Below are 26267 nucleotides of genomic sequence, written 5' to 3' on the forward strand. Positions count from 1 at the left end.
TCGGCGAGACGTTCAGCACCGTGACATAGGCGTTCTCGGTCGACTGGATGAAGAGGCCGACAACTTCGCCGATGGCGTATTTGGCTTCAGCGCGATCGAAGGTGATGGTGACAGGCCCGGTCTGCGCCGGCGCTTCGGTCAATGTGCGTTCGTTCTGCGCCTCGACGGCGGGAACCACCGAAAAGAACGAAAGAAAGGTGGCTGCAGCCAGGATGGCTTTGCGGTTCGGCATTGAAAAACCTCCTCTTCGAACATCTCACACTGTGTTGAAGATGAGAATAGCACTGACTGGCGAAATTGGGATGGTTTCGCCTGTCTTGCTTGAGGGAGGGTTACAAATTATTTGGAGCCTGGAAGAATCCGCCAAGGCAAAGACGTGAGCAAGACTCACGCTCTGGAATGCCCGGGGCCTGTTATAGTCCGTTCAACTGCGAGGAGGCGGTTAGTTCTTGGGTTTCTGCCCGGCTGATTTCAAAATCGAGATCAGGTCGCTCATTCCCTCGGGCGAGGAATTGTAGAGCCAGAGAATATCCGGATTGTCGACCGTGAATTCCTTGCCGGGGCCTGAGCCCATGTCGCGGCCGGGCGAGGTCGCATCGGGCAGCTTCGCCTCGCCGGGCGCCAGCCCCTTGGCGCGCTCGTGTTCGGCGATGATCTCAACCGCCGCAGCAAAGGCCTTCTCGTCATGTTGGCGCAGCGCCGCCAGCGAGGGGTTTCGCGCCGCAAGCGCGTCCTCAGTCGGGCCGGAATAGGCAAGCTGGGGTATCTGCAGCGCCAGCAGAAGGCCGATCGACAAGGTTATGAGCCATGATTTCGTCATCGTCGTCACATCCGTCTTATTCGCGCCACTGCGCGACAAAAGCACGTCGCATTAAACTTGATTCATGCGACGTGCTTTCGCTCTTCGTTTTTATGCATGTCGTTGCCCCGGAACCGCTGCACCCTTCCGGGCGACATGCATAAGCGCCCCGAGAATAGGGAGAGGCCGGAAGGAAGGCAACGGCCCTCGGTGCCAATCGATTGGGAGGGTTGAAATCGGCTGGCAGCGGCGCTTTCGCTCTTTGTTTCATGCATGTCGTTGACCCCCGCTGCACACTTCCGGGCGACATGCATTACAGGATCTTCAATTGCTGCAGGCTTAGGCGCAGATCGCGCAGCATCTCGCCGAAGATCTCCTCGATCATTCCGGTCGACCAGACGACCATGGTGCCGTAGGGCGAGCGCTTGCGCTGCATGAAGCCCGCCGTCTCGAAATCGATCAACGTCTTGCGGCAGGTCTCGCTCGACATCACCGCGACAAGGAAACGGGCGAGATTGGACTGGTCGATCGCGCCTGATTTATCAGCCCAGTTCTGGATCAGCCGCGGCTTGGTGTCGGCGGTGAACATCGACGCGAGCGCACGATCTTGCGAGAGCCCCAGACGCTGCAGCTTGGCCGGATCGCGGGTGAGCGAAACCACGTAATCATTGTGCAGATCGGCGAAGCGTTCGATGTCCTCGGCGGTGTTGATGCCGAAGACCTTCATCGAATAGAGGAACTCGGCCATCAGATAGGTCGGCTCCGAGCGCAGTTGCGCCAGATGCTTGTCGTCCTTGCTGGCCGAGGCGGCGCAGACGCGATCTGAGAAGTTTATTCTCGCCGCGCGAACCTGCTCCAGCAAGCTTATGTCGAGCGCCAGTTCGTCACCGTTCCATTCCAGCATAAGCATTTCCTGCCGACAAATCTTCGAGACGATGATCTTGTACTATCGCCGGCGCAGATCTCCAAATCGTTTGGAAAGCAACGGCTTGCTGAGAAGTCATATCTAGCCTACCATTTTTGAAAGACGTGACGGTCCTTGGGGGTCGAGGCAATGCGTAGTTTTGGGTCGCATATTTTGTTTGCCGCGGCACTTGCGGTCGCCTCGCCGGTTTTCGCCAAAGATACGACGATCATCGAGCTTCGTGGCGGCGACGGCGCACGTTCGGTCGGCATCATTTCTTCCAACGAGGAAGCGGAGGCATCCGGGCCGGCGGCGATCACCGTTGGCGACGATGGCACCATCTACATCCTCGACCAGAACAACGGCCGCGTGCTCGCCGTCGACGCCGAACGCTCGCAAGCCGAGCCTGAGATCCTGCCGCTGCCGGGAAATGCCACGCCGGAGGACCTCGCCGTCGTTCACAACGAACTCTACCTCTGGTCCGACGGCGTCGTGCCGCTCGAGCGCTCCACCAATGCCGACGGCCGGTCGCAGACGCTGCGCGCCGTCGACGGCGGCGGTGATGCCGACGACTACACCCGCTCGGTCTTCGCCTCGATGGGCTCGGTATCGCCGGGGCCGCTGAACAGCATCATCGACGAGATCGGCCGCAGCACCAGCCGGCCCGAGGCCCGCACGCCGGTCATTCAATACGTGCCGAGCCGCGGGCTCGGTGATATCGTTGCCGAGGTCTCGGCTGCCGCAAACGACAAGGCGGAGATCCTGCTGCGGCGCAGCAGCTCGGAGGAGAATTTCCTTTCGCTGCAGCTGACTTCGGAAGGGCGGATCGGCACCGTCGAACTTCTCGACATCGACACGACAGGCAGGCCCTATGCGCTGGTCGAGCTCGTGCCCGCCGACCGGCCCGAGCGCACCGGCATGCTGGTGGTGCGCTTCACGCCGAACGGGGCGATGGACCGGGTTTACGATCTGCCGATCGAACCGGGCACGGTATTTTCCAGGCGCTTCGTGGCGATCGGCCCGCGCGGCGACGTGCTTTATCTGCGCTCGCAGGAAAGCCGGGCGCAGGTGCTGCGGCTCGACGGTCGGGAGCCCGGCCGCAAGCTCGCCGTCGCCCGCCCGGCCAAGCAGCCGACGGCCGGCAAGCCCGGCAAGACGCCGAAGGTAGCGATCGTGCCGAAATCGCGCAGCGACGTCATCGAGCGGGCAATCGGCTTCGAGACGCTGAATTGGCTGGTGACATCAACCGCCTATGGCAGGGATCCCGGCCCGGGCTGCGTCAACATGAACCGGCTGCGCCGCCCGATCTACCTGATCGGCAAGCGCGGCCAGACTGTCAAGGGTGTTCCCTACTGCTGGGGCTGCAAGACGCCGCTCGAAAATTTCGTCGGCGGCGTGGAGAAGGGCCAGACCGCGGGCAATGTCTGCACCAAGAGCGCGCCGCAATCCAACATTCTCGGCGTAGACTGCTCCGGCTTCGTCAGCGACGCCTGGGGCTTGAAGATGCACGTTTCGACGCGCGCCATACCCGGGATCACCAAGCGCCTCTCCGACCCCTGGTCGATGCGGCCGGGCGACGCGCTGAACAAGCCGGGCTCGCATGTGCTGTTGTTCATGCGCTTCACGGCCGACAAGAAGGTGGAGGTGATGGAGGCCTCGCCGAATGCCTGCAAGGGCCGCGTCTGCCGCAATACCTATTCGCTCGGCAGCCTGTTGATGCGCGGCTACCAGCCGGTGCGCTTCAAGGGGCTCGACGGCTGAACGGTGGGAGTCACGCCGCCGGTCTTGATGTCAGCCGCCGCTTCGCCATCGCCAGAAGCCCGTGCGCTGCCACGCTGTCGACATAGTCCCGATAGGCGGGATCCCGGCTCAGCATGCGCTCTTCGGCGCGAGCGCGCATGACGTAGATAAGACTGACGATCGCCAGCATGCCGGCCCGGGCAAGCCCTTCCGCAAGGCCGCTGGCGAGGAAGCCTGGGATCGCAACCAGCCACCAGGCGATGTTCTTCGAGACATAGGCCGGATGCTTCATGAAGCGATAGGGCCCTGATGTGATGATGCCGCGATGCGTGAGATTTGAAAATCGCGGCCCGAAAGCGACGGTCGCCCAGACATAGATGATGGTGCAGAGCAGCGTCGCGACGCTCCAGAAGATAAAGACGGTCGAGCCTTCCTGGATCACGGTCTCCCAGCCCGGTCCCTCGCCATAGGGCACGAAGGCATGTGAGATGGCAGGGAAGAACGGCTCATAACAGATGAGGCAGACGAGCCAGCCGAGTGCCGTGGTCTCCGTTGCCCTGACATGCCATCCGAAAAGCTTGAAAGTCGCGACATAGCCGCCGGCGGCAAGCACGACGTCGAGCAGAAAGGCAAGCTGCAACAGGCCTTCGAACCAGGCCGCCGAGAGCGGCGGAAACGCCCAGGCCGGCTTCTCGGCAAGATTGGAAAGAGCTGCCATGCCGCCCGAGAACATCAGGACGAGAAAGAAGCATTTGATCGCGAGCAGGCGCAATGCGAACAGCACGTCCTCCTCGCGAAAATCCTGCATCAACACCGCGCGCCCGACCTGATTGAGATAATCGTCGGGCTCCTCCGCGACCAGATCGGTGACCGCGACGTAGAGCATGGTTGCGCCGGCAAGTGCGATGGAAAGGGGAATAGTGGTGTGCCCAGCCTCGATGATCCATCGGACCGCCGATGACTGCGTGAAAAACGGAAAGACCGAACAGGCGATGACGACCACGCCAAGCAGCGCGGCGAGGCCGACAAGCTTCGTTCCGATGCGGCGCCAGAAGCTGGCGGCAGCCTCGTTTCGTCTCTTTCGCGATACCCAGGTCGAACGAGCAGCGAATGTGCCGTCGACGGCGATCCACGCCAAGAGAAGGCAGAACACGGCAAGCGCCATTGCCTTGCCGGGTTCAAGCTGCAGATAGGTCGAAAGCGCGATGCCGATCAGGACTCCGGCAAGGGTCGCCGCTTGGCTGACGAGAGGGCTCCCAGTTTCGGTATCCCTGTCTTGCGGTATCGGCACGCGCTCGGCCTTCTCGATTACGTTGCCGGCTGGACGGAGCCCCGAGTGCGCATCCGTGCCGCCCGGGTCGCAAGCGCCATCACGGCTTCAGCCGTAAGCGGAGACGCATCCTCCGGCAGCGAGATCATCGCAATATCGAGCTTGTCATAATCGACCATGTAGTAACCCGATGCGGTTTCGATGACTGCCTCCGGCCTGATCGCCAATAGATCCTGCGCCATCGTGCCGACGAACAGCGGGCCGCCCCAGATGTAGCGGAAGGCATAGACCGGTATGCCCTCAGCCGAGGTGCCGAGCCGACGAATATCGATCTTCAGTCGGCGATCGGACCAGCCCCCGCTGGAACTCGATGAACTGCTCGAACCAGAAGAACTGCTAGAGCCAGAGCCGCCGCCCATGCCGCCGCCCATGCCGCCGCCAGAGCCACCGCCGCCGGAATTCCCACTGGAACTGTTCTCGGAGCGGGCGAAAGCCGGTTGATTGCTCGTTGTGGGCACTCTTCTGACGGTGGACGTCGTTCTCCTGGTCGGCGTGGCGCTCCTGGCCACCGGCTCTTCGCTGGCAAACAGTGTCCTGGCGCCAGGATCGAAGATGCAGCTTTGCAGGATTGCGCCTGAGCCTGCGATGAATGTCGAGCACAATAGCATACGGATGATTAGCTTGCTGTTCATGTAGGGCGCCCCCGGACCGCCGTTTTAGAAGAGATCGTACCTCGGATTTCGCTTTACCCACGTCGCCTTGGCGAGCTTGACGAGCCTGTCATCGAGCGACTTGGTCTTAGGAATTGACTTTTTTTCCTGAGCGGTCAGCTCGGCGACAAAGGCGGCCTCCGCTTTTTTCTTGGCAGCGCCAGGCATCTTCTTGAGTTCCGCCAGCGCCTGGTTCTTCGGATCGCCGCTGCCCGGCATGTTGATAGCGGTCGCCAGCGCGAAATAACGGGACGCGATTGCAAGGCTGTCAGCGTCCGCCCCCTCATCCTTCGCGAGCATCGCGCGGTCGAGCGCACCCCAATAGTCGCCGCGTTCCGCGCCCATCTCCAGCCACTTCACCGCTTCCGCCTTGTCCACGGCAACGCCGACGCCGTCGCGGTACATGCGCCCGAGGTTTGTCGGGGCATAGGGCTGACCGCCCTCTGCCGCTCGCGTGAAAAGGTCGAGCGCTTTCGGGAGATCCTCCGGAGCGCCTTTTCCGAAACGGTAGACGAGCGCAAGATTGTTCAGCGAATAGATGTCGTTGCGCTGGACACCGGCTTCGTAGAATCGGACAGCCCGCTCAGGGTCGGCTGGAACGTTGACGCCGTTGAGGAAGATATAGCCGAGCTCGTTCATCGCATAGGTATGGCCGAGATCGGCGGCCTGCAGCATCAACCGCAGCCCGAGCTGCTGATCGGCCTTTGTGCCGCGGCCGTAATAGAGGGCCTTGCCATAGCTGTGCAGGGCAAAGGGATCGCCCTTGGCCGCTCCCCCCTTGGCGATCTGGCTTGCCTTGGCTGCGTCGCGCGGAACGGAGGCGCCGAACTCGTAAAAGCTCGACAGTTCGTAGATTGCCCGGACATGCCCGGCATCCATCGCCTTGTTGATCGTCGCAAAAGCCGTCTTGGCGTCGCGGTTGGCAAGCTGGGCACGGCCAAGTTGGTAGACGAAGCGCGCCACCTCGGGATAGGCCTTTATCGCCTCCGTGCAGGCCGGCAGTGCTTCATCGGCGTCGATCTCGTTCGGCAACTTGCCTGCCGTCACGCCCTGCAGGTCGAGCGGAGCCGCGGCTGATGTATCGCAGGCGTCGAGCGCCGGCTTGAAAGTGACGGTCGCCGGCGGCAAGTCGTCGTTAGCGGCCTGCAGCGTCAGGGCGAAAGGCTGGTTTTCGGTGCCGATCTGCGGCTCATAGGAAAGTGCGGGAATATCGGCTGCTTCAAGCACGTGGCCGAGAGCGATCACCCGATCTCCGGCGCGCAGCGTGCCCTTGTCGGGCAGGGCCGCGACCTTGAAGGTCATTTCCGCGACCGTTGCCGGCACGACCGGCAGGCTGGCTTCTACAGGGCCGACGCCGATCGTCGTGTCTACGTCGCGCGGCAGGATCGTCAAATAGGCGTCGGCATCGGCCAGCCGCACCTGCTTTTCCTGTTCGAGCTGGGCGATCTTGGCGCCGGCATCGGCCGAGACGGTGATCGCGACGACGCCTTGCGTCGCCTGGCCGTAAGGGTCGCTCACGGTATAGCCGATCAGGCCGACGGTTCCGGCGGCAACACCTGATGAATCATAGGTCAGCGCCGTCAGTGCCGCGGCTGGCATCTTCGCGCCCTGCTCGACCGGCTTGCCGTCGAAGCTGAGCTTGCCGGTCTTGGGAAGCTGGTTGAGGGTGACGAGCAGCGCCGAGCCGGTCTCGTCATGCGGCGGGGCGATCGGCAATTTGGTCGTGGTCGCACCCTCCGGCACGCTCACCTGCTGCATCGGTTCGACGCTCGGCGGCGGCGGCGCCGGAATGAAATAGAAGCTGTCCATCAGCGAGGAGTTTTCCCAGGGGACCTGCTTGCCGTCGGTCATGGCGATCACGTCGCGGCGCACGTCGGTCAGGACCTGGCGGATTTCCTTGTTGGGTTCGCTCGCCCGCTTGATGAAGGATTCGGAATAGGGGCTGAGCGCGCCCTCGCCATCGAGCGCCACCTGGCCGGGTTCGGTCGAAAAGGCGATCAGGCTGCCGAGATCGCTGTCGATGCGTGCAAGCCCGCGTGTGGCGCCGACCGGCTCCAGTTTCTCCGCCATCCAGAATTTCTGGGCATTGAAGGGATTGTTGCGGCAGGCGTCAAGGAAGATCAGTTGCACCCGCGAATTCTGCTTGAGATGGTTCAGGATGAGGTCGAGAGGCATGGTCTGCGTCTCGACGTCATAGGGCGTCTCCAGCGTCGCATCGACCGGCACGATGAAATTCTGGCCGCCCACCTGGATACCGTGGCCCGAATAGTAGATCAGGCCGGCCTCGGCATTGTTGGTCGAACGCAGGAAGCGGCGCACCGTATCTTCGAGCCCGATGCGGTCGACATTGACGCCGATCGTCACATCGAAACCGGCGGCGCGCAACGTGGTCGCGACCTCTTCGACATCATTGGCAGGATTGGGAAGCGAGGGCAGCGTCTTGTAGACCGAGTTGCCGATGACGAGGGCGACGCGGCGTCCGCTCTCCTCGGTGACGGCTGCATGTACCGTGCCGATAGATAGCAGCATTGCTGCGATGATCAGCAGATAAGCGCATAGTCTCTTGACGCAGTGAAACTTGGGCATGGCTCGATCGCAAACATTCTATTGTCTAAGTTCAATAAAATTTGCTGGCCTGCTGGTGCTGGGCCCCCTCCGCATTCACAGTTCAAAACTATTCCTCGGCGCTCTAAAAAGCAAGCTTCGCCGCCTCCAAGTGAATTGGAGCAGTCCCGTCAGATTGGAAGCCCGTCGTCGACTAGAAAGACTGTAAAAATCAGGAATTTAACATGCGGCCGGTGAAGGTTCCTTAGCCTCGAAACGTATAGTTGCTGATCGAGGCCGGTTTCATCTCGATGGAGAAGCCCGGCAGGGTGGGCGGCATGTAGGCGGCGTTCTCGATGAGGCAGGGGTCGAGGAAGTGCTCGTGCAGGTGATCGACATATTCGATGACACGGCCTTCTTTGGTCCCCGACACTGCGACGTAGTCGATCATCGACAGATGCTGCACATATTCGCAAAGGCCGACGCCGCCGGCATGCGGCCAGACCGGCAGGTCGAACTTGGCGGCAATCAGCAGCACGGAGAGGACCTCGTTCAGCCCGCCCATGCGGCAGGAATCGATTTGCACGATGTCGATCGCGCCCTCGGCGATGAACTGCTTGAACATGATGCGGTTCTGGCACATCTCGCCGGTCGCGACCTTCACCGGAGCGATCGCCTGGCGGATCTTGCGGTGGCCGGCGACATCGTCGGGGCTTGTGGGTTCCTCGATGAAGAAGGGCTTGGCGAAGGAAAGCGCCTTCACCCAGTCGATCGCCTGGCCGACGTCCCAGACCTGGTTGGCGTCGATCATCAAGTAGCGGTCGGGGCCGATCACCTCGCGGGCGATCCTGAGGCGGCGGATATCGTCTTCGAGATCGCGGCCGACCTTCATCTTGATATGGTTGAAACCGGCGTCAATCGCTTCCTGGCAAAGGCGGCGCAGCTTTTCGTCGCCGTAGCCCAGCCAGCCGGCCGAGGTCGTGTAGCAGGCATAGCCTTCCTTTTCGAGGATGGCGATGCGTTCCGCCTTGCCCGCCTCGGCGCGTTTCAGGATCTCGATCGCCTCCTCGCGCGTCAGCACGTCGGTGAGATAGCGGTAATCGACGATATCGGCGATCTCTTCCGGCGACATCTCGGCGACGAGTCGCCAGACGGGCTTGCCGGCCTGTTTGGCGAGCAGATCCCAGACGGCATTGACGACCGCGCCGGTCGCCAGATGAATGGCGCCCTTTTCCGGGCCGATCCAGCGCAGCTGGCTATCGCTGGTCAGATGCCGCCAGAAGGCGCCGGGATGGGCGAGAACTTCTGTGAGGTCGGCGCCGACGACAAGGTGGCGCATCGCTTCGATCGCCATGCAGCAAATGTCGTTGCCGCGGCCGATGGTGAAGGTCAGACCGTGGCCGGCAAGATCAGGCGCATCCGTATCGAGAATGACGTAGGCCGCCGAATAATCCGGATCGGGGTTCATCGCATCGGATCCATCCAGGCTTTGCGACGTGGGAAAGCGGAGATCGAAGACACGAAGGTCGGTGATGCGGGTCATGGTGTTTCTCCCGATTATAATGGGCCTATTATAGAGAGCCGATTGCAGTGGCCGGGCCGGCCGGCAAGACTGCCGCGCCGGCCGCCTCGCTGAAATCAGATCGTCCAGCCGCCGTCGATGGCGATCGCCTGGCCCGACGTGTAGGTCGCGCCGGCGAGATAGACGGCGAGATCGGCGATCTCTTCCGGCGAGCCGAGCCGGCCCATCGGCTGGCGGGCGATGAAGGCGGCGCGCGCCGCGTCGTAGTCGCCCTGCGCCCGCATGCGGTCCTGCAGCGACGGGCTTTCCACCGTGCCGGGGCAGATGGCGTTGCAGCGGATGCCCTGACCGACATAATCGGCGGCGACGGCCTTGGTGAGCCCGATTACGGCCGCCTTGGTGACGCCATAGGCGAAGCGGTTCGGCACGCCCTTGATGCTGGAGGCGACGGAGGCCATGTTGATGATCGCTCCGTCCTTGCGCTCGATCATGCCGGGCAGCACGGCGCGGATGGTGCGGATCATCGCCTTGACGTTGAGGTCGAAGGCGAATTCGAGATCGGAATCCTTCATCTCGAGGATCGAGCCGGCATGGACGAAACCGGCGCAGTTGAACAGCACGTCGACGGCTCCGATCTCGGCGACCAGAGCTTTGACCGCATCCTCTTCGAGCACGTTCAGTCTATGGGTGGAGACGCCGGTTTCCGCGGCAAGCGTCGCCAGCGCCTCGGTGTTGATATCAGTCGCGTGAACCTTGGCGCCGATTGCGGCAAAGGCTGCCGCCGTCGCCCGGCCGATGCCCTGGCCGGCGGCGGTGATGAGAACGGTCTTGCCGGAAAGTCTATTTGTCATATCACGGGCCTTTTCTGGAATGTCTACGCTGGACGATGGAGTGCGGTTCATGTCTTGGCGAAGCTCGGTCGTGATGGAACGCCTCGTCCATCATCGTCCGCCATTCGCCCTCTTTGCGCGTTTCGACCGGGTTCTGGCAAGATGCGCGCGGCTCTCTGTCTTAAATGGAGGAGTTGCCACTGTTGCAAAGGCAGACCAGCGCCGGATCCTACCGATCGGCTGCATGCGGACGCTTGACTTCGGCGACCTTCGCCGGCTCCAGGGCCGATGACCATTCCCATGCGCTGCATGGTCTTCCTCCCTGTCGCCGCCCTGTTCTTCAGTGATGATTTGTCTGTTTATAGACAAACAGACGATTGGCCAAGGGTCAAGTGCGAAGTTTTCCTTTTCCGGCTGCGGTTCTGCGTATATGCAGGGTGATATTCACAGGGGGAAGGAATGGAGACCGACGAGTCCGACCGCTACCGCGCTCCTGCCCTCGACAAGGGCCTCGATATCCTGGAACTGCTCGCCGGCGTTGACAGCGGTCTCACCCAGGCCGAAATCGCCAAGCGGCTCGACCGCAGCCCCAACGAATTCTACCGCATGCTCGATCGCTTGGTACGCCGCGGTTACGTCACCCGGCTGGATGGCGACCGCTACTCGTTGACGCTGAAGCTCTTCGGCCTTGCGCAGCTGCACGCGCCGGTGCGCCGGCTCGCCTCTTACGCCACCCCGCTGATGCGCGATCTTGCCCAGCGCACGCGCCAGGCCAATCACCTTGCCGTCTTCGATAGGGGTGCTGCCGTCGTCATCGCCCAGCAGGAGGCGCCGGACTATTGGGGTTTTTCGATCCGCATCGGCGCCCATATCAGCCTCTTCGACACCGGGTCTGGGCACGTGCTGCTGGCCTTCCGCAGCGAGGAGGAGCGGGAGATGATGGTCTCCGAACATGTGCGCAGCCGCGCGGACGTCGAACTCGGGCCCGAATTCTACGACCGTCTCGACCAGATCCGCGAGCGCGGCTACGAGATGATGGCGAGCGCCCAGACATCCGGCGTCTACAATCTCTCCGCTCCCGTTCTCGGGCCGGACCGCCGCTGCATCGCCGCCCTCACCTGCCCCTTTATCGCACTCGTCAATGCGCCGTCCGCTCCCGATATCACTCAGGCGATCACACTGGTGCAGAAGGCGGCGGCCCAGCTTTCGTTGCTTGCCGGCGCCGATGTCGTCAATTCCGGCTGACGGCTGGGAATTTCTATTTGAACAATCCATTCACCAGGGATAGTTTCACGACACCATTCTGGGAGGAAGAGCGTGTTCATCGACACCCATCTGCATATCATCGATCGCTCGGCGCTGCCCTATCCCTGGCTCTCCGGCGCGCCTGATCTCGATCATGATTTCCTCTACGAGACCTATGCGACCGAGGCCCGGCGCTGCGGCATCACCACGGTGCTGCATATGGAGGTCGATGTCGATCCTGCCGCCATGCAGGCCGAGACCGATCACGTCGCCAGGATCGCCAAACGGGAAGGCAGTCTGATTGCCGGCGCCATTGTCTCCTGCCGGCCGGAAGAGCAAGGCTTTGCCGCCTATCTCGAGCGGCAAAAGGCCGATCCCTTCGTCAAGGGGTTCCGCCGCGTGCTGCATGTCGTGCCCGATGATGTCTCCGAAGGCGCCCTGTTTCGCGAAAACATCAGGCGCATCAGCGGCAGCGGCCTGACCTTCGACCTTTGCACCTTGCCGCATCAGGCGGGCCGTGTGACCGCCCTCGTCGATCTCGCGCCCGACGTGCAGTTCGTACTCGACCATTGCGGCGTGCCGGATATCCGCTCGGATGCCTTTGAGCCCTGGAAGGCCGGCATATCGGAGATCGCCCGGCGGCCGAACGTCGTCTGCAAGATTTCCGGCGTGGTCGCCTATACCGATGCGAAGACATGGACGGCGCAAACGCTGCAGCCCTATATCGCACATGTGACCGCAAGTTTCGGCTGGGACCGCGTCGTCTGGGGCAGCGACTGGCCGGTCTGCACGCTCGGTGGCGGCCTCTCTACCTGGGTCGCGGCGACCCATGCGATGCTTTCCGGCGTGAGCGAGGCGGAGCGTTCCAAGTTACTTTTCGTTAACGCACAGCGCCTCTGGTCGCTCTGACGTCACAAAATAAAGCGACCGGTCTCCTGGACGTGCCATTTCGGCATGTTTTTTGTACCATTCCGGGACAAAAAGGGCCCGATTTTCGGGTTTAACTCTATCTACATGCAAGCAATTGCTAGCCTTATTTATCTCGGCTAAAAGTTGTTGACACGGATATGGCGAATAACCCCTTGTCCGCTGCCTTCAGAAGGGAAATGAGATGAAAGAAGAACCGCATTCCGTCGATGTTCACGTCGGAAAGACGATCCGCATCCAGCGTCTATTGAGGAAAGTTTCTCAGACGGAACTGGGCGATCGTGTGGGCGTAACGTTCCAGCAGATCCAGAAATACGAAAAGGGTTCCAACCGCGTTTCCGCCAGCATGCTGGTCGAAATCGCCGGCGCGCTCAAGGTCGATGTCAGGACGTTTTTCGACGATCTGTCGACCCCTGATACGGCCAACGACAACGCCGCTCCCAGCGAGGAATTCGTTATTTCGCGCGAAGGCGTGCTTCTCAATGCGGCGTTCTTTTCGATCAAGAACGAAGCGCTTCGCAAGAAGATCCTGAAGCTCGTCCAGGCGATTGCCAACACCGGACAGCTGGATACTGAAGCGGCCGAATAGACCGGTTGTCCTTCACGCGCTCCGAACGGACCGCATGAGGATCAATGGCGGTTGATCGAGATCAATAGCAATCGATCGGGCTCAATGGCGATCGATCAGGATCAGATTCTCGCTGGCATCCTTCATTGCGATCTTGGCTTTGCTGCCGAGCAGCTTCTCGAGATTGACGTCAAGCTCCCTGTCGGGGTCTATGCCGTCCCAATCGATGACGACCTGCAGCAGCGCCATGTTCGTCAGATGCGTCAGATTGCGCAGCTGAAGCTTTTCAGCCTCATCCTTGGCCGCCGACAGCAGCCGGAAGATCCTTGCATATTCGCTGCCGGTACCTTCGTTGTGTTGTTCAAACATCGTTCCCGCCCTCTTTGGTCGTGGAACCCTACGATTCCATCATTACTGCATCTTCCGCCGCGACCGTTATTCAAGCGTTACAGGAACCGCATTGCGCGTGACTTCGGCGTGCAGGAGCTCCCAGTGCGAGGTCGCAGCAAAGCGCCAGTCACGGTTGACAGGGCGGAATTTGTCCCGGCGCAGCCATTCCAGCACCAGTAACGCGTCGTTGCGCTTGCGCTCGACACGGCTGCCGCGGATGGCGGCGAGGATATGGTCGCGGCGCGGCTTGCGGAAATGGCACTCGTCGGCCACCTTCGCATAGGTGCGCTCGGAGAAATGCAGGAAGCGGCCGGCCAGCAACAGCTTCTTGCGCTCGCCGGGCGAAATCTCGCCTTTGGCGTGAAGCGCATCGATGGTCGGCTCGAAATCGACCCAGGGAACGGAAAGCGGCAGCCAGCCGAGCTCCTGCGGCGCATGCACTAGCGCGACGGCCTCGTCGTCGAGCAGCCGTCCGGACTCGTAATCTTCGAAGATCGAGCCCAGCCCGACCATGCCGAAGGGCTCGCATTCGGCTGCCCGCAACGCCCCCATGCTGGCGCCGCCGGCAACGGCGACATCGTGTTCGAGTGCGTAAAGTATTTCCTTGTGCCAGACCGAAGGCAGATCGCCGAAATAGCCGTCGACGAGACCGATCGCGGTGGCGCCGTCCTGAACGGCCTTCAGGATGTCGCCGGCGGCGGCCGGCGGCCGGAAATTGATGCGAGGAGACATGGCCCTTGCCGCGGCAAGATCGCTGCCAAGGCTCGGGCCGACGAACAGCACCTTCATGATTCGGCTCCTCTCATAGTGTTGACCGCGCGCAGGCCGAGCTGGATGTATTGGCCTGAGATATCGACCTCCAGTCCCGGCACGACCACCCTGACGACGGAAACCGGCAGGGCCGGGTGCGGAAACGGCACGACGACGATCTGCTCGATGCCGGTCGCCGCCAGCCGGTCGGCAATATGGCCGATGGTGTCCTGGATCGTCGCCGGGCGGCGATCGCGGGCCTGGAACGAGCGCATCCGGCCGCTGTCCTCGCAGAGTTCGACCACCTGCTGCATCGCCGCACTCCTGTCGAGCCGCTGATAGATGCGCGGCGAAAAATCGTCGCGGCTGCCGGCAATCGCGGTCAGCCGGCTCTGCGCCGCTTCGGTGATGGCGCGCAGCGCGGCGCGCACGGGATCGGGATGGCAGCCGCAGCCACCGCAGACATGCGACCAGCGCGCGTCGACACGGTCGGAAAGGTTGCCTGGCATGATGACGGCCAGAAAAGCGGGAACGCCGATATCCGTCGTCATGTCGAGCAACAGCAGTTTCATGCCGGCGCGGGTAATCCGGTCGGTCATGACGTCGATGACTGCATCGCCGAAGGAGGCGGGGTCGATGCGGCTCTCCTTCAGGCGCTCGGGCGATTTCAGCTGGGTCAAGGCCCAGGCGTCGCGCTCCACCAACTCGCAAAGCCCATGCAGGACCGCTTCGGACGGCGTGTTGCCGGAGGCGAGCCCATCGCTCGACTGCTCGAAGCCCGGCGGCCTCTCGCCGCGATGGTCGAGACCGACGAGCCACCAGGGCACGAAGACGCTGCTGCCGGAAAGAATGTCGAGCCCGGAGCACCAGGGAATGGGACCTCTGCCGATTTCGTCGGGCGCGCAGCGTGCGACATTGTCGAGATCGATCATCGCGGCACGCTCCGCCCGCATGCTCTCGACCGTCGCCTGCGTCAGGTCGGTGGGGGCAATTTCGGCGATCCGCGTCTCGACTGCTTCCATCGCCGCCGAGGCCATGGCGGCATCGTTGTCGATACCCTTGCCCTGAAAGACCGACAGCGTATGGCTGTTCGGCCTCGTTGCGAAGGCGACGGGGATGTTCACAACGTCGAGTGCGGTCAGCAGACCGACGCGCGTAATGCCGAATTCGCGCATATGCGGCCTGATGGCCGCCAATGTCTGAGCCGGCGTGACGGCGCGGTCATGATAGTCGCTGACGCCGGCCGATGATCGTTTGAGGTCACCGGCAAGCGCTTCAAGGTCGGTGAAAGCAGACATACCGATTTGTTCCTTAGCGGAACCTCAGCGCATGTGTCAGGCTCTCGAGCGCATTGGCGGAAACGGTGAGCTCGTCCTGCTTCATGGCTGCCTTGGCGGCTGCAGAGAAGCGCAGTGACTGTGTCTGAGCTGCGGTGGTGTCAGCATTCGTCTTCATGTTTCATCTCCGATTGGTTAGGCAGCGCCTTGCTGCCGTTAACCTTCGGAGGGAAACATTGCCTGCGTCATTTAAGCGTTACAGGCTTCATTAAAAGGCGGTGCATCAGGGAAGTCCGGCAAGTTGCAGGCCCTGTATCAGCGGTTCCGTATAGGCGGGATCGCGATCTGGGACGAAATGACGGATGTCCTCACTGCGGAAATCGGGGAAGTTTTCCAACACTATCCTGGCGTAATTCCCAGCCTTGCCCCTATCGCCTGCCATGGCATGCGAGGCGGCGAGCAGACGGGCCGTTGCCTGCTTCGCCTTCACCGGTTCCAGCGCCTCGATCGCCATTTCATATTCTTCGCGCATGAAGTGGATGCCGCCGAGGTTCCAGTAATAATAGTCCGGCGGCAGCGGATTGAGTTTGAAGGCAGCGCGGCTGAGCTCCAGAGCTCGATCGAAATCGCCATCATGGGAAAGCGCGTCGGCATAGTCGGCCAGGATGTCGGCATCGTTGGGATTGAGATCCTGGGCTTGCTGAAAATATTCCAGGCTTTCGTCGAAGCGGCGCCGATAAAGCGCCACGAAGCCGAGCTCGCGATAGGCCCGGCCGCTGTTCGGGTCGGACTGCTGTGCCTGCCGGGCAGCGCCGTTCGCTTCGTCGAGCAGTTCCTTGTCCCGCATGCCGCGGATCAGCCATTCCATGCCGAGCGCGCGTGACATGCCGGCATGGGCGGCGGAGAAATGTTCATAACGATTGAGCGAGGATTTGAACCATTTGCGCGCCTGGCGCAGATGCTGCAAGTCGGTCTGGGCGATCAGCCGCTTGCCTTCCAGGTAGAGACGGTAGGCGGACGGCGGCACGTCGCCGATCGGCATCGCCAGTTCGTGACGCTCGATCGTGTCGGCAAGCGAGGATACGATCCGTCGCGTCAGATGCGCGAAGGATTCGCTGATCTTCTGCATGACCAGCGGCAGTTCGATGGCCCAGATCACCTCCGATGTCGTCGTCCGCGTCAGCCGGCAGGTCGCATAGACATCCTCGTCGCGGCCCTGGATGGTGACGTAGACCGCATAGTCGAAGCTGAGGTCGAGCGGACCGGGCACGGCACGGGACGGATCGATCGAACGGCTGAGGATTTCCAGGCTCGTATGCGCCGCGATCACCTTGAAGCCGCGCTGCTGGCTGAGGCCGATGGTGACGTCTTCGAGAAGCGCCCTGCCGACGCGCTCCATCAGCGGATCGGTGAAGATGCTTTCCGGCGGCAGGATGATGATACGCGGCTGACCAAGCGGACCGACGGAAAGGTTAGGCGCCGACTGAGGATGTCCCGACGTTGCCTGTGCTGCCGGCACCAGGTTAAGTTCGCGGGCAAGAGCGGTGGTGCTTTCTTCCGGCTCGGTGTCGAAGTCGTCCTTCAGCTGGCTCTTGCACTTCAGATAGGCCTGACGCGCCGCTGCCGGATCGTTCATCCTGACATAGGTGCGCATCAAGGCGCGATAGGCCGTCTCGCTGGCAGGGTCGAGTTCTAGCAGGCGCCTGGCAAGCGTGACCTGCTCTTCATCCGATCTGTCTTCTGATGTCTCGACCAGCCGGGCGAGATGGGCGGAGCGCAACTCGTCGACCCGCTGGCGCTCAAAGGTCAGCCAGTCCTCGGCGCCCTGCGTCGGCGATTTGACGCCTTCGAGCAAGTCGCCGTTCAGCAGGTCGCCGTCTTCGGGTGCGAGCGGCCTTTTCTGTTTCAGGATATGAACGTCGACCTCCCAGCCATCGGCAAGGCCGATATGTGTTCGGGTCGCGGCAAGCAGCGGTGGAAGGCCGGCGGGAATGCTTTGTTCGATGCGCGCCAGCAGTTGGCGAAGGCTGCCCGCCCGCTTTTCCGGCAGCTCCGATTGCCAGAGTTGTCGCCTGACGGTTTCGCGGTCGAGTTCGAAATTGGGTTCGGCGGCGAGCATGGCGAGGAGAAAATAAGACTTCTCCGGCAAGGGGAGTTCCTTCCCCGCCGCCATCAATCGCGGTCTTCCGAGCAGGCACGCCCTGTTCGTCAGCATCTGCCGGATGTCCATCGCATCTCGGTTCTCACCCCTGAAAGCCAAGGCGCACAAGCGCACCGGCGGTCAAGAAATCATGTTAAAGCTATAAAGCCGCCGCGCATAGCGGCTTTGCTATAAAAAGAAGAAATTTCAGCGACTATTTGCATTTTCGCGTGTCGCTCGCCGAGAAGATGCTTTGCCGATATTTTAGATGGCAGACGTTTTGCGTTCCCTGGCGGCAGGTTATTAAGCTGTCGACGGTCCTTGTCACCCGCTATTCCCAACCAAGTCGCGGCCGCGCTACAGGCCGAGCGCCTTGATGTGCTCGATCGAACGCCGGGCGAAGCGGCGCCAGTCGGCCGGATTGTCATGCTCGGTGACGATATGCTCAGCTTTTGTCTCGCGGAAGAGTGGTACGAATTTTTCCCAGTCGATGATACCGTCGCCGGTCGCAGCCCAACCGTCTTCCGTCGTGGTGCCCTTCGGCGCCATGTCCTTCATCTGGATAGCGATAATGCGGTCGGCGAACCTCTTCAGTTCGGCGGCCGGATCGGCGCCGGCGCGGGTGATCCAGCCGCAATCGATCTCGAACCCGACAGTGTCGCCACCACCAGCGAAGATATGGTCGATCGGCCGCGAACCGTCGGCCAGCGCAAGGAATTCGAAATCGTGATTGTGCCAGGCAACCTTGAGCCCGTGTTCCTCCGCCTGCTCAGCGCCTTCAGCCAATTGCGCGCCGAGGTTCTTCCAATAATTCGCCGTCGTGCCGCGCTTTTCCGGCGCGACATAGGGCGGGATCATGATGGTGGCGCCCATCGTCAGCGCGATGTCGATGAAGCGCTGCGGCTCCTCGACCAGCCCTTTCAGCGGCATGTGAAAGCAGTGGCATTTCAGCCCGGCGTCGTCGAGCGCCGTGCGGAAAGCCTTGGCATCGGCCTCGTAGGCCGGAAGCCAGGGTTCGATCGCGTCGTAGCCGAAAGCCTTCAGCTCGGGAAACTGGGCAAAAAGCGGCGGAAAATTGCGCGAAGAGTAAAGCTGGTAGGAGATCGGATAGGTCAAGTCTTTGCTCCCATTCGTGCCGGCCTCAGCTTCGGCCGGTGGTGCTTTCCCGGATGACGAGATCCGGCTCGATCATGGTGACACGCGGATCGGGCAGCGCGTCCTTGGCGGCGACGAGCCGCATCAGTCGCTCGACGGCAAGTTCGGTGACGATATCGACAGCGTAGTTGACGCTCGAAATCGGCGTCGCCGCATGTTCGGCGAATTCGATATTGTCGAAGCCGATGATGGCGACATCTTTCGGCACGTTCACGCCGTTCTTCTGGCACCAGCGCAAGGCGCCGATCGCAAGGGAATCATTGGCGGCGAAGACGCCGGTCGGCCGGTTGGCGGTGCTCATCAGCTGGTCCATCGCCCAATAGCCCTTCATCACCGAATGGCCCTGCGGGTCGGCCGTCAGCACCGGCTCAAAGGTGATGCCGGCTTCCGAAAGCGCCTGTAGGTAACCTTCGCTCTTTTCCAGATTGCCGAGCGGATTGGCGCTGTCGATGATGCCGATCCTGCGATGGCCGGTATCGATCAGATGCCGCGTCGCCTTATAGGCGCCGCACCTCTCATCGACGCAGACCGCGTCAATGCCGGAATCCGGGTCGCCGACGAGCAGCACGATCGGATAGTTCGACTGGCGGATCTTGCGGATATGATCGAGCTTGCGATGGCTGCGGGGATAGATGAGCATGCCGTCGACCTGGCGCGAGCGGAACATTTCCAGCGCCCTGATCTCCTCCTCCGGATCGTTGTTGGAGGTGGCAAACAGCGTACCGTAGCCCCTGTCGGCCAGCTCCAGTTCGATCGCCTGCGCGGTGCGCATCAGCGTCGGATTGGTGATGTCGGTGAGGATAAGGCCGATCGTCTTCGTCTCGCGGCTGACCAGCGACTGGGCGATATGGTTCGGCAGGTAATTCAGCGCCTCGGCGATGGTGCGGATCAGCTGGCGCGTTTCCTCCGGGATGCGCGGACTGCCGCGAAGCGCCAGCGAGACCGTGTTCACGGAAAATCCGGTCTTGTCGGCAATGTCTTTGAGGCGGACGCTCGATCTGGTCATCGTGAGGGCGGCTATATGTCCTGATGCTTAATCTTCCTTCCATAACCTTCCCCAGTGGAAAGTAAAAGTTTCCACTGGGGAAAGCGGAAGCTTCCACGGGGACAGCCACGGGATACCACCCCATGGCTTTCCTCGATCCCCATTATTTTCCTTCGGCATGCAGCCGTTTGATGCCCTGATACTGCAGGCAGTCAGGATGCATCTCCATCAGCTCGATGCGGTTGCCGTCGGGATCCTCGATCCAGGCCTGGCGATTGCCGTCGAGCCCCGGCTTGATCTCGGCGGTGAGCTTGATGCCGCCCGCCTGGATCCTCTCGGCCGTCGCATCCAGATCATCGATGGTGAAGCACATATGGTTGACGCCGTTGGCGTTCCAGCCGGGCGCCCGGTCGTTTTCAGCACCAGGGAAAATTTCGAGATAGTGGTCGTCGGTGATGCGGAGATAGACGAGCCAGGTCGAGCCGTCCTCGTTCTTCAGGCGCAGCATCTCGGGAAAACCAAGGCGTTCGCGGTAGAAGTCGAGCGAGGCGTCGAGGTCCTTGACCTTGATGGCGACATGGCCGTAGCCGGTTATTCCAAGCATGTTTCCTCCTCACGGGCGGCGTCGGTCGCCGCCGTCAACGGTGTTTCGATCAACAGAAGCCAATTTTGAATTAACGATAATACAAGATCACAATTGTACGCACCGCGCGCAATTGTCAACCGCCGGCGGATTCAATCCCAATCAGGCCCCCAGTCGGGATCGATGGTGCGCTGGTTGCGGTCGAGCGTCTCTATGAGGGTGATCTCCTCCTGTTTCAGCTGCAGTTCGCCGGCTGCGAAATTCGAACGGATGCGTTCGGCCCGGCTCGACGTCGGAATGGCGCAATAGCCCTTGGCGAGTTCGAAGGCGATGATTACCTGCTCGACCGTGGCAGCGTGATTGTCGGCGATCGAGCCGAGCACCGGATCACCCGAAAGCGTGCCGCGGGCTATCGGCAGATAGCAGGTGACGAGGATGTCGTTCCGCTGGCAGTATTCCGCAAGTTTCTTGTTCTGGATCAGTGGGTTGAGTTCGAACTGATTGTTGACGATCCGCCCCTTTCCGCCGATCGCTTCTGCCTGTTGCAGCAGTGCGATGGTGAAGTTGGAGACGCCGATCAGCCGTGTCAGGCCCCTCTCCTGCGCCTCGACGATCTGTGAGAGATAGACCTCCAGGGGAATGGCGCCGTTGGGCGCTGGCCAATGAATGAGCGTCAGGTCGACCTGGTCGATACGCATCGCTTCCAGGCTCTTTTCGAGCGAAGGGATGAGCTTGCCTTCGCCGAAATGGTCGGTCGAGATCTTCGTCGTCATGAAGACCTCGCGTCGCGCAATGCCGGACCGGCGCAGCGCTTCGCCGGTCTCGAATTCGGTGTCATAGGTCTGCGCGGTATCGAGATGCCGGTAGCCCGTTTCCAGCGCGCAGAGGATGGCACCTATGCCATCCTTGCCGTTGCGGCCATAGGTGCCGAAACCAAGTTTCGGTATAAGTTGCTGATTTTGCATATGATATCCCTTTCTTTTCGGTCGTGTCCGGTCCGCTTTGTAGAGCTTATCGCCAGTTTCGAGCGATAGCAGCCAAAAATCGCCTGTTGACGCATGGGTATTTTTGATCTTAGTTTAACGATAATACAAGCGTGCTTCAGGTTTGGTCCGATGTGGGAGCGTTGGGTCTGGGAGGAAGAGATGCAACTACGCTGGAGCCGGATGATGCCCCAGCTGGCTCTCGCGCCGGCTGTCGCCGTCACCTTCGTCGCATTCATCGGCGCAATCGGCTGGACGGCATGGCTATCGCTGACGCGCAGCCGCCGCGTCCCGGAATATGAGATCAATTGGAGTGAGTGGACGCGCCAGTATGAGCGGCTCTTCAACGATGCCGGCTGGGCGATCTCGCTGCACAACCTGGTCATTCTTGGCATCGGCAGCGCCCTTGCCATAGTCTTCGGCTTCATCCTCGCTGCGATGATCGATCGCGAATGGCGCGGCGAGAGTTTCTTCCGCACGGTCTTCCTCTATCCGCTCGCCGTCTCGCTGATCGTCACGGGTGCTGCCTGGCGCTGGATCTTCAATCCGCAGCTCGGGCTTCAGAATTTCCTGCACGGCCTCGGCTTCACCTCGGTCAGCTTCAACTGGCTGGCGAGCCCCGAGACCGCCATGTACGCGATCATTCTCGCCTCGATCTGGCAGAGCTCCGGCTTCTACATGGCGCTGATGCTATCAGGCCTGAAATCGATCAACACCGAAATCTGGAGTGCCGCGCGCCTCGACGGCGTCAGCTTCTGGCGGCTCTATCTGGAGATCATCATCCCGATGATGAAGTTCACCTTCATCACCTGCGCCATCCTGCTCTCGCTCGGCGTCATCAAGGCCTATGACGTGATCGTGGCGATGACCAATGGCGGACCCGGCAATTCCACCTGGGTTCCGGCCTATTTCACCATCAACGCGCTCTCGGCCAAGAGCAATATCGGCTATGCCTCGGCCGCCGCGATCACCATGCTCGTCATAACCGCGCTGATCTTCCTGCCGCTGGTGCTGATCACCACCTGGCAACAGCGCCGGGCGAACGGGGGTTCGCGATGACCATGGTGACGCAAGCAGCAGTGCTGGAAGATGCGATGAACACTTCACCCGGCCCACGCCAGCCTTTCTTCCCCCGCAAGAAGAAGCGCATTCCCGGGCGCTCGATCGTCATATTGCTGTTTCTGACGATGTGCGCGCTGTTCTTCTGCGTGCCCCTCTATGTCGTCGTCGTCACCTCGTTCAAGACGATGGACCAGATCCGCGAGGGCGCGATCTTCTCGCTGCCGCATGTCTGGACGCTCGAGGCCTGGGACCACGCCTGGAACAAGGCCTGCTCCGGCATCAACTGCAACGGGTTGAAGGTCGGCTTCTGGAATTCGGTGCTGATCCTCTTCCCGTCGCTGATCCTGTCGATCGCGCTGTCGATCGTCACAGGTTATGCGCTGGCGCTCTGGAATGTGCGCTGGGCGAATGCTTTCCTGTTCCTGCTCTTCATCTGCGCCTTCGTGCCCTTTCAGGTCATCATGTATCCGCTGATCCGCATCACCGCGGCGATCGGCATCTATGGCACGCTCTGGGGCATTGCCGTCGTGCACGCCGTGCTCGCCATGCCGGTGCTGACGCTGATTTTCCGCAATTATTACAAGGATATTCCGCAGGAGATCATGCGTGCCGCGATCATCGATTCCGGTTCCTTCTGGCGCATCTTCATCGAGATCATCCTGCCGATGTCGGGCAATATCCTGATCGTCGTGCTCATCCTGCAGATCACCTCGATCTGGAACGATTATCTGATCGGCGTCACCTTCGGCGGGCTCGGCACGCAGCCGATGACCGTCATCCTCGCCAATCTCATCACCGTGTCCACAGGCGTCGTCGCCTATAACGACAATATGGCGGCCGCCCTGCTCACCGCCATTCCGCCCCTCGTCATCTATTTCCTCGTCGGCAAGTTCTTCGTTCAGGGGATCACTGCCGGCGCGATCAAGGGTTGACCCATGCCGCGTGTTTCCTTCGAACATATCGTCAAGTCGTTCGGCACGGTGACGATCCTCGACGATCTCAATCTCGCGGTCGAGGATGGCGACTTTCTGGTTTTGCTCGGCCCCTCCGGCTGCGGCAAGACCACGTTGCTCAATCTGCTTGCCGGGCTGCTCGAAGTCTCCGACGGTCGCATCATGATCGGCGAGCGCGATGTCACCGATCTCGACCCCAGGGACCGCGGCCTCGCCATGGTCTTTCAGTCCTATGCGCTCTATCCGACCAAGACCGTCTACGGAAACCTGAAATTCGGCCTTGCTGCGAGCCGCCTCGACCGGGCGGAGGTCGAGCAGCGCATTGCCGCTACCGCCAGGCTGCTGCAGATCGAGCCGCTGCTTGCCCGCAAGCCCGGGCAGCTCTCCGGCGGTCAGCGCCAGCGCGTTGCGATCGGCCGCGCCCTCGTCAAGCAGGCCGGCGTCATCCTCTTCGACGAGCCGCTGTCGAACCTCGACGCGAAGCTTCGCACCGAGATGCGTCTGGAGATCAAGAAACTGCACGACACGCTGAAACCGACCGTCGTCTATGTCACCCATGACCAGATCGAGGCGATGACCATGGCGACGAGGATCGCGGTGATGGATGGCGGCGTCATCCAGCAATTCGGTACGCCCGATGAGATCTACGGCAAACCCGCCAATCTTTTCGTTGCCGGTTTCATCGGCGCGCCGGCGATGAACCTCCGCCCGGCGCGGCTGAAGCTGGATGGCCATTGCGTCAAGGCGGGCTTCGATACCGGCGATACCATCGATCTCGGCGACTATGGTTTTTCGCAGCGGCCGGAAAGCGGCGCCGGGGTCGTTATCGGCCTAAGGCCCGAGCACTTCGTCGTCGCCGATCAGCCGATTGCCAATGCAGCGGCAAGCTTCGAGCTGCCGCTCAGACATGCCGAACGCACAGGCTCCGATGCCACCGCCTATCTCGGCTTCGGCGATCAATTGCTGGCGCTGCGCGTCGATCCGGACCGCGCCGCCGGCCTCAACGCCGGGGAGAAGCTGCGCGCCGATTTTCCGCGCGGCAAGGCAAACGTCTTCGACGCCCGCACCGGGCGACGCATGTGAATGAGCAACCAAAGGGAGGAATGGAAATGATGAACAGGATACTCGCCGGCATCACCGCCGCCATGCTTGCGGGCGCCGCCCCCTTAAGCGCGCAGGCGACCGATCTCGTGATCTACCACACCTGGTCGGCGCCGCCTGAAGTGGCGGCGCTGAACGTGCTCAAGAAGAACCTGGAGGCCAAAGGCGACAGCTGGACCGACCTCGCCATCCCGCATGACACCGGCTCCAACGTCAACCTGATGAACCTCGTTGCCGGCGGCAACCCGCCGAACCTGTTCATGGAGTCAAATCCCGGCGTCTATCGCGATCTGACGAAAGCCGGTCTCGGCCGGCCGCTGACGGATTTCTTCAAGGAGCATGGCTACCCGGACAAGTATCCGGATGCTGTGGCCCATTCGATGGTCGTCGACGACCAGGTCATGAAGGTGCCGACCGCGCTGCACATCGACGGCATGGTCTATTACAATATGGATGTCGCCAAGAAAGTCGGCATCGATCCGACGGCCTGGAAGTCACTCGACGAAATGTTTGCCGACTTCGACAAGATCAAGGCGGCTGGCGTCATTCCGCTGGCCGTTGGCGGCCAGCAATGGCAGGTGGGTTACCTCACCCATGCGCTGGCGGCGACGATCGGCGGACCGGACTTTTTCAACAAGATCTATGGCGAAAAGCCCGATCCCGCCGTCTTCGATACGCCGGAATTCCGCCAGGTCTTCGACTATCTGCGCAAATTCCAGCAGGCGGCAGACGAAGGCTCGGCCAATCGCGAATGGAACCTCACCACCAACCTCGTCATAACAGGCAAGGCGCTGATGCAGATCCACGGCGACTGGATGAAGGGCGAATGGCTGGCGGCCGGCAAGACCGCCGGCAAGGATTTCGGCTGCATCCAGATCCCGGGCGCCAAAGCCGTGGCTGCCAGCGTCGACAGCTGGGGTCTGCTCGGCGGCCAGCCTGCTGACAAGGACAAGGCCGAACTCGACTTTGCCTCGATCGTGGTCGATCCGAATGTCCAGGCGGAATTCGCCAAGGCCAAGGGCTCGACCCCGGTGCGCCTCGATGCGCCGCAAGACAGTCTCGACGCCTGCTCCAAGGAAGTGCTCCGCATCGTTGCCGATCCGAAGCATCAGGTACAGAACCCGCACGCGATCAGCGACGCCGACTGGGAGAACTCGATCTGGGACGTGGCCTTCAACTTCTGGAGCGATCCCGAGATGAGCGTCGACGACGCGATCGCCAAGATCAAGGAAAACTACAAGACCATTCTCGGCTAGAGCGGCTCGAGGTTTCCCCCGGAGGGGCGGTCCATTTCCGAAACGGCGGGCCGTCCCACCCCATTGCAGAAAGGAATACCGATGGACAAGCGTTTGCTTGATGAAGATGCCGTCATGCAGATCTGCTTCGTGACCGACGATGTGCAGAAATCCGCTGCCTGGTTTTCGGAACTGACCGGCAAGCCGGTGCCGCCGGAAGGCAAGGCTGCCGAGCCGGATGAGGCGCAGGCGATCTACAACGGCAAATCCGCCGAGGTCGGCTGCCGCATCATAATGTTCAAGTTCGGCAATATCGACGTCGAGTTCCTGCAGCCCGGCCCGGAGAAAAGCGCCTGGCGCGACCTGCTGGAGGAGAAGGGGCCCGGCTGCCACCACATCGCCTTCAAGACGAGGAATCTTACCAAGCGAAACCGCTATCTGGAAGACAAGGGCCACCGTCTGCTCCAGCGTGGCGAATTCGACGGTGGCCACGGGCGTTATGCCTATTACGACACGGTGCCCGATCTCGGCGTGATGATCGAACTGCTGGAATTCGACAGCGACAAGGAAGCTCAGCCGAAGCAGGCCTGAGGG

At 61.5% G+C, this 26267-nt stretch carries 25 protein-coding genes and 1 pseudogene; 9 read left to right on the plus strand and 17 right to left on the minus strand.

Annotated features, from left to right (window positions below):
- The 3 genes and pseudogenes from HX899_RS35135 to HX899_RS19405 all read right to left on the minus strand — a co-directional run.
- Nucleotides 1-232, minus strand: a pseudogene (locus HX899_RS35135) (hypothetical protein); the annotation flags it as partial.
- 210 nt (nt 233-442) lie between these two features.
- Nucleotides 443-820: a hypothetical protein gene (locus tag HX899_RS19400; protein ID WP_181293110.1), complete on the minus strand. Its 378-nt coding sequence runs from the start codon at nt 818-820 to the stop codon at nt 443-445.
- A 292-nt stretch (nt 821-1112) separates the two neighbouring features.
- A complete protein-coding gene (locus HX899_RS19405; RefSeq protein WP_171604921.1) occupies nt 1113-1703 on the minus strand; it encodes a hypothetical protein in 591 nt (196 codons plus the stop codon).
- Between the two features lie 150 nt (nt 1704-1853).
- Here HX899_RS19405 and HX899_RS19410 point away from each other — a divergent pair, with 150 nt between their 5' ends.
- Nucleotides 1854-3464 carry a hypothetical protein gene (locus HX899_RS19410; RefSeq protein ID WP_181293111.1) on the plus strand — a complete coding sequence of 537 codons (1611 nt, stop codon included), beginning with the start codon at nt 1854-1856 and terminating at the stop codon, nt 3462-3464.
- 10 nt (nt 3465-3474) lie between these two features.
- On the opposite strand, the gene HX899_RS19415 is transcribed toward HX899_RS19410, so the two are convergent.
- The 5 genes from HX899_RS19415 to HX899_RS19435 form a co-directional block, all read right to left on the minus strand.
- Complete coding sequence (locus HX899_RS19415; protein WP_181293112.1) at nt 3475-4734, minus strand: isoprenylcysteine carboxylmethyltransferase family protein; 1260 nt, start codon at nt 4732-4734, stop codon at nt 3475-3477.
- A gap of 17 nt (nt 4735-4751) precedes the next feature.
- Nucleotides 4752-5405, minus strand: a complete 654-nt coding sequence (locus tag HX899_RS35140; RefSeq protein WP_246697139.1) for a tail fiber domain-containing protein — start codon at nt 5403-5405, stop codon at nt 4752-4754.
- 24 nt (nt 5406-5429) lie between these two features.
- Nucleotides 5430-8009, minus strand: a complete 2580-nt coding sequence (locus HX899_RS19425; RefSeq protein WP_181293113.1) for a caspase family protein — start codon at nt 8007-8009, stop codon at nt 5430-5432.
- A 223-nt stretch (nt 8010-8232) separates the two neighbouring features.
- Nucleotides 8233-9510 carry an L-fuconate dehydratase gene (locus HX899_RS19430; protein ID WP_181293114.1) on the minus strand — a complete coding sequence of 426 codons (1278 nt, stop codon included), beginning with the start codon at nt 9508-9510 and terminating at the stop codon, nt 8233-8235.
- A 95-nt stretch (nt 9511-9605) separates the two neighbouring features.
- Nucleotides 9606-10340: an SDR family oxidoreductase gene (locus tag HX899_RS19435; protein WP_181293115.1), complete on the minus strand. Its 735-nt coding sequence runs from the start codon at nt 10338-10340 to the stop codon at nt 9606-9608.
- A 438-nt stretch (nt 10341-10778) separates the two neighbouring features.
- Between HX899_RS19435 and HX899_RS19440 the strand changes: the two genes are divergently transcribed.
- From HX899_RS19440 to HX899_RS19450, 3 genes are all read left to right on the plus strand, one after another.
- Nucleotides 10779-11564 (plus strand): IclR family transcriptional regulator, encoded by a 786-nt coding sequence (locus tag HX899_RS19440; protein ID WP_138389843.1) that lies wholly within the window; start codon nt 10779-10781, stop codon nt 11562-11564.
- A 72-nt stretch (nt 11565-11636) separates the two neighbouring features.
- Entirely contained in the window at nt 11637-12473 is an 837-nt protein-coding gene (locus HX899_RS19445; RefSeq protein ID WP_181293116.1) for an amidohydrolase, read from the plus strand.
- Between the two features lie 202 nt (nt 12474-12675).
- Nucleotides 12676-13080, plus strand: coding sequence for a helix-turn-helix domain-containing protein (locus HX899_RS19450; protein ID WP_025397650.1), 405 nt, complete (start codon nt 12676-12678; stop codon nt 13078-13080).
- A gap of 81 nt (nt 13081-13161) precedes the next feature.
- On the opposite strand, the gene HX899_RS19455 is transcribed toward HX899_RS19450, so the two are convergent.
- The 9 genes from HX899_RS19455 to HX899_RS19495 form a co-directional block, all read right to left on the minus strand.
- A complete protein-coding gene (locus tag HX899_RS19455; RefSeq protein ID WP_138331511.1) occupies nt 13162-13428 on the minus strand; it encodes a hypothetical protein in 267 nt (88 codons plus the stop codon).
- 66 nt (nt 13429-13494) lie between these two features.
- Nucleotides 13495-14238 (minus strand): TfuA-like protein, encoded by a 744-nt coding sequence (locus HX899_RS19460; RefSeq protein ID WP_138389841.1) that lies wholly within the window; start codon nt 14236-14238, stop codon nt 13495-13497.
- Nucleotides 14235-15497 carry a YcaO-like family protein gene (locus HX899_RS19465; protein WP_181293117.1) on the minus strand — a complete coding sequence of 421 codons (1263 nt, stop codon included), beginning with the start codon at nt 15495-15497 and terminating at the stop codon, nt 14235-14237. The genes HX899_RS19460 and HX899_RS19465 overlap by 4 nt, the downstream gene beginning before the upstream one ends.
- Nucleotides 15498-15510: 13 nt before the next feature.
- Entirely contained in the window at nt 15511-15654 is a 144-nt protein-coding gene (locus HX899_RS19470) for a hypothetical protein (protein WP_171598191.1), read from the minus strand.
- Nucleotides 15655-15759: 105 nt separating this feature from the next.
- On the minus strand, nt 15760-17706 hold the full coding sequence (locus HX899_RS19475) for a BTAD domain-containing putative transcriptional regulator (RefSeq protein WP_181293118.1): 1947 nt from the start codon (nt 17704-17706) through the stop codon (nt 15760-15762).
- A 267-nt stretch (nt 17707-17973) separates the two neighbouring features.
- Nucleotides 17974-18732, minus strand: a complete 759-nt coding sequence (locus HX899_RS19480) for a sugar phosphate isomerase/epimerase (protein WP_138331515.1) — start codon at nt 18730-18732, stop codon at nt 17974-17976.
- Nucleotides 18733-18757: 25 nt separating this feature from the next.
- The gene (locus HX899_RS19485) at nt 18758-19777 is read right to left on the minus strand and encodes a LacI family DNA-binding transcriptional regulator (RefSeq protein WP_138331516.1); all 1020 of its coding nucleotides are present in this window, start codon (nt 19775-19777) and stop codon (nt 18758-18760) included.
- 142 nt (nt 19778-19919) lie between these two features.
- Nucleotides 19920-20360: a VOC family protein gene (locus HX899_RS19490; RefSeq protein WP_138331517.1), complete on the minus strand. Its 441-nt coding sequence runs from the start codon at nt 20358-20360 to the stop codon at nt 19920-19922.
- Between the two features lie 131 nt (nt 20361-20491).
- Nucleotides 20492-21304, minus strand: coding sequence for an aldo/keto reductase (locus HX899_RS19495; RefSeq protein WP_138389838.1), 813 nt, complete (start codon nt 21302-21304; stop codon nt 20492-20494).
- A 180-nt stretch (nt 21305-21484) separates the two neighbouring features.
- Between HX899_RS19495 and HX899_RS19500 the strand changes: the two genes are divergently transcribed.
- The 5 genes from HX899_RS19500 (at nt 21485) to HX899_RS19520 (ending at nt 26264) form a co-directional block, all read left to right on the plus strand.
- Nucleotides 21485-22381, plus strand: a complete 897-nt coding sequence (locus HX899_RS19500; RefSeq protein ID WP_032986887.1) for a carbohydrate ABC transporter permease — start codon at nt 21485-21487, stop codon at nt 22379-22381.
- Entirely contained in the window at nt 22378-23316 is a 939-nt protein-coding gene (locus HX899_RS19505) for a carbohydrate ABC transporter permease (protein WP_171598186.1), read from the plus strand. The genes HX899_RS19500 and HX899_RS19505 overlap by 4 nt, the downstream gene beginning before the upstream one ends.
- A 3-nt stretch (nt 23317-23319) precedes the next feature.
- On the plus strand, nt 23320-24420 hold the full coding sequence (locus HX899_RS19510; protein WP_181293119.1) for an ABC transporter ATP-binding protein: 1101 nt from the start codon (nt 23320-23322) through the stop codon (nt 24418-24420).
- A 29-nt stretch (nt 24421-24449) separates the two neighbouring features.
- Nucleotides 24450-25694 carry an ABC transporter substrate-binding protein gene (locus HX899_RS19515; protein ID WP_246697140.1) on the plus strand — a complete coding sequence of 415 codons (1245 nt, stop codon included), beginning with the start codon at nt 24450-24452 and terminating at the stop codon, nt 25692-25694.
- Between the two features lie 81 nt (nt 25695-25775).
- Nucleotides 25776-26264 (plus strand): VOC family protein, encoded by a 489-nt coding sequence (locus tag HX899_RS19520; RefSeq protein ID WP_181293121.1) that lies wholly within the window; start codon nt 25776-25778, stop codon nt 26262-26264.
- Nucleotides 26265-26267: the final 3 nt, after the last annotated feature.

Origin of the sequence: Rhizobium sp. WYCCWR 11146 (assembly GCF_013591995.1) — a bacterium.
Classification (GTDB): Bacteria; Pseudomonadota; Alphaproteobacteria; order Rhizobiales; family Rhizobiaceae; genus Rhizobium; species Rhizobium indicum.

Bases quoted from the DNA above. Each gene is read 5' to 3' on its own strand.
- HX899_RS19515 (WP_246697140.1), top strand. From the start codon at position 24,450: ATGAACAGGATACTCGCCGGCATCACCGCCGCCATGCTTGCGGGCGCC.
- HX899_RS19460 (WP_138389841.1), bottom strand. From the start codon at position 14,238: ATGAAGGTGCTGTTCGTCGGCCCGAGCCTTGGCAGCGATCTTGCCGCG.
- HX899_RS19520 (WP_181293121.1), top strand. From the start codon at position 25,776: ATGGACAAGCGTTTGCTTGATGAAGATGCCGTCATGCAGATCTGCTTC.
- HX899_RS19405 (WP_171604921.1), bottom strand. From the start codon at position 1,703: ATGCTGGAATGGAACGGTGACGAACTGGCGCTCGACATAAGCTTGCTG.
- HX899_RS19450 (WP_025397650.1), top strand. From the start codon at position 12,676: ATGAAAGAAGAACCGCATTCCGTCGATGTTCACGTCGGAAAGACGATC.
- HX899_RS19440 (WP_138389843.1), top strand. From the start codon at position 10,779: ATGGAGACCGACGAGTCCGACCGCTACCGCGCTCCTGCCCTCGACAAG.
- HX899_RS19500 (WP_032986887.1), top strand. From the start codon at position 21,485: ATGCAACTACGCTGGAGCCGGATGATGCCCCAGCTGGCTCTCGCGCCG.
- HX899_RS19435 (WP_181293115.1), bottom strand. From the start codon at position 10,340: ATGACAAATAGACTTTCCGGCAAGACCGTTCTCATCACCGCCGCCGGC.
- HX899_RS19495 (WP_138389838.1), bottom strand. From the start codon at position 21,304: ATGCAAAATCAGCAACTTATACCGAAACTTGGTTTCGGCACCTATGGC.
- HX899_RS19465 (WP_181293117.1), bottom strand. From the start codon at position 15,497: ATGTCTGCTTTCACCGACCTTGAAGCGCTTGCCGGTGACCTCAAACGA.
- HX899_RS19485 (WP_138331516.1), bottom strand. From the start codon at position 19,777: ATGACCAGATCGAGCGTCCGCCTCAAAGACATTGCCGACAAGACCGGA.
- HX899_RS19410 (WP_181293111.1), top strand. From the start codon at position 1,854: ATGCGTAGTTTTGGGTCGCATATTTTGTTTGCCGCGGCACTTGCGGTC.
- HX899_RS19425 (WP_181293113.1), bottom strand. From the start codon at position 8,009: ATGCCCAAGTTTCACTGCGTCAAGAGACTATGCGCTTATCTGCTGATC.
- HX899_RS19455 (WP_138331511.1), bottom strand. From the start codon at position 13,428: ATGTTTGAACAACACAACGAAGGTACCGGCAGCGAATATGCAAGGATC.
- HX899_RS19475 (WP_181293118.1), bottom strand. From the start codon at position 17,706: ATGGACATCCGGCAGATGCTGACGAACAGGGCGTGCCTGCTCGGAAGA.
- HX899_RS19400 (WP_181293110.1), bottom strand. From the start codon at position 820: ATGACGAAATCATGGCTCATAACCTTGTCGATCGGCCTTCTGCTGGCG.
- HX899_RS19510 (WP_181293119.1), top strand. From the start codon at position 23,320: ATGCCGCGTGTTTCCTTCGAACATATCGTCAAGTCGTTCGGCACGGTG.
- HX899_RS35140 (WP_246697139.1), bottom strand. From the start codon at position 5,405: ATGAACAGCAAGCTAATCATCCGTATGCTATTGTGCTCGACATTCATC.
- HX899_RS19490 (WP_138331517.1), bottom strand. From the start codon at position 20,360: ATGCTTGGAATAACCGGCTACGGCCATGTCGCCATCAAGGTCAAGGAC.
- HX899_RS19430 (WP_181293114.1), bottom strand. From the start codon at position 9,510: ATGACCCGCATCACCGACCTTCGTGTCTTCGATCTCCGCTTTCCCACG.
- HX899_RS19470 (WP_171598191.1), bottom strand. From the start codon at position 15,654: ATGAAGACGAATGCTGACACCACCGCAGCTCAGACACAGTCACTGCGC.
- HX899_RS19505 (WP_171598186.1), top strand. From the start codon at position 22,378: ATGACCATGGTGACGCAAGCAGCAGTGCTGGAAGATGCGATGAACACT.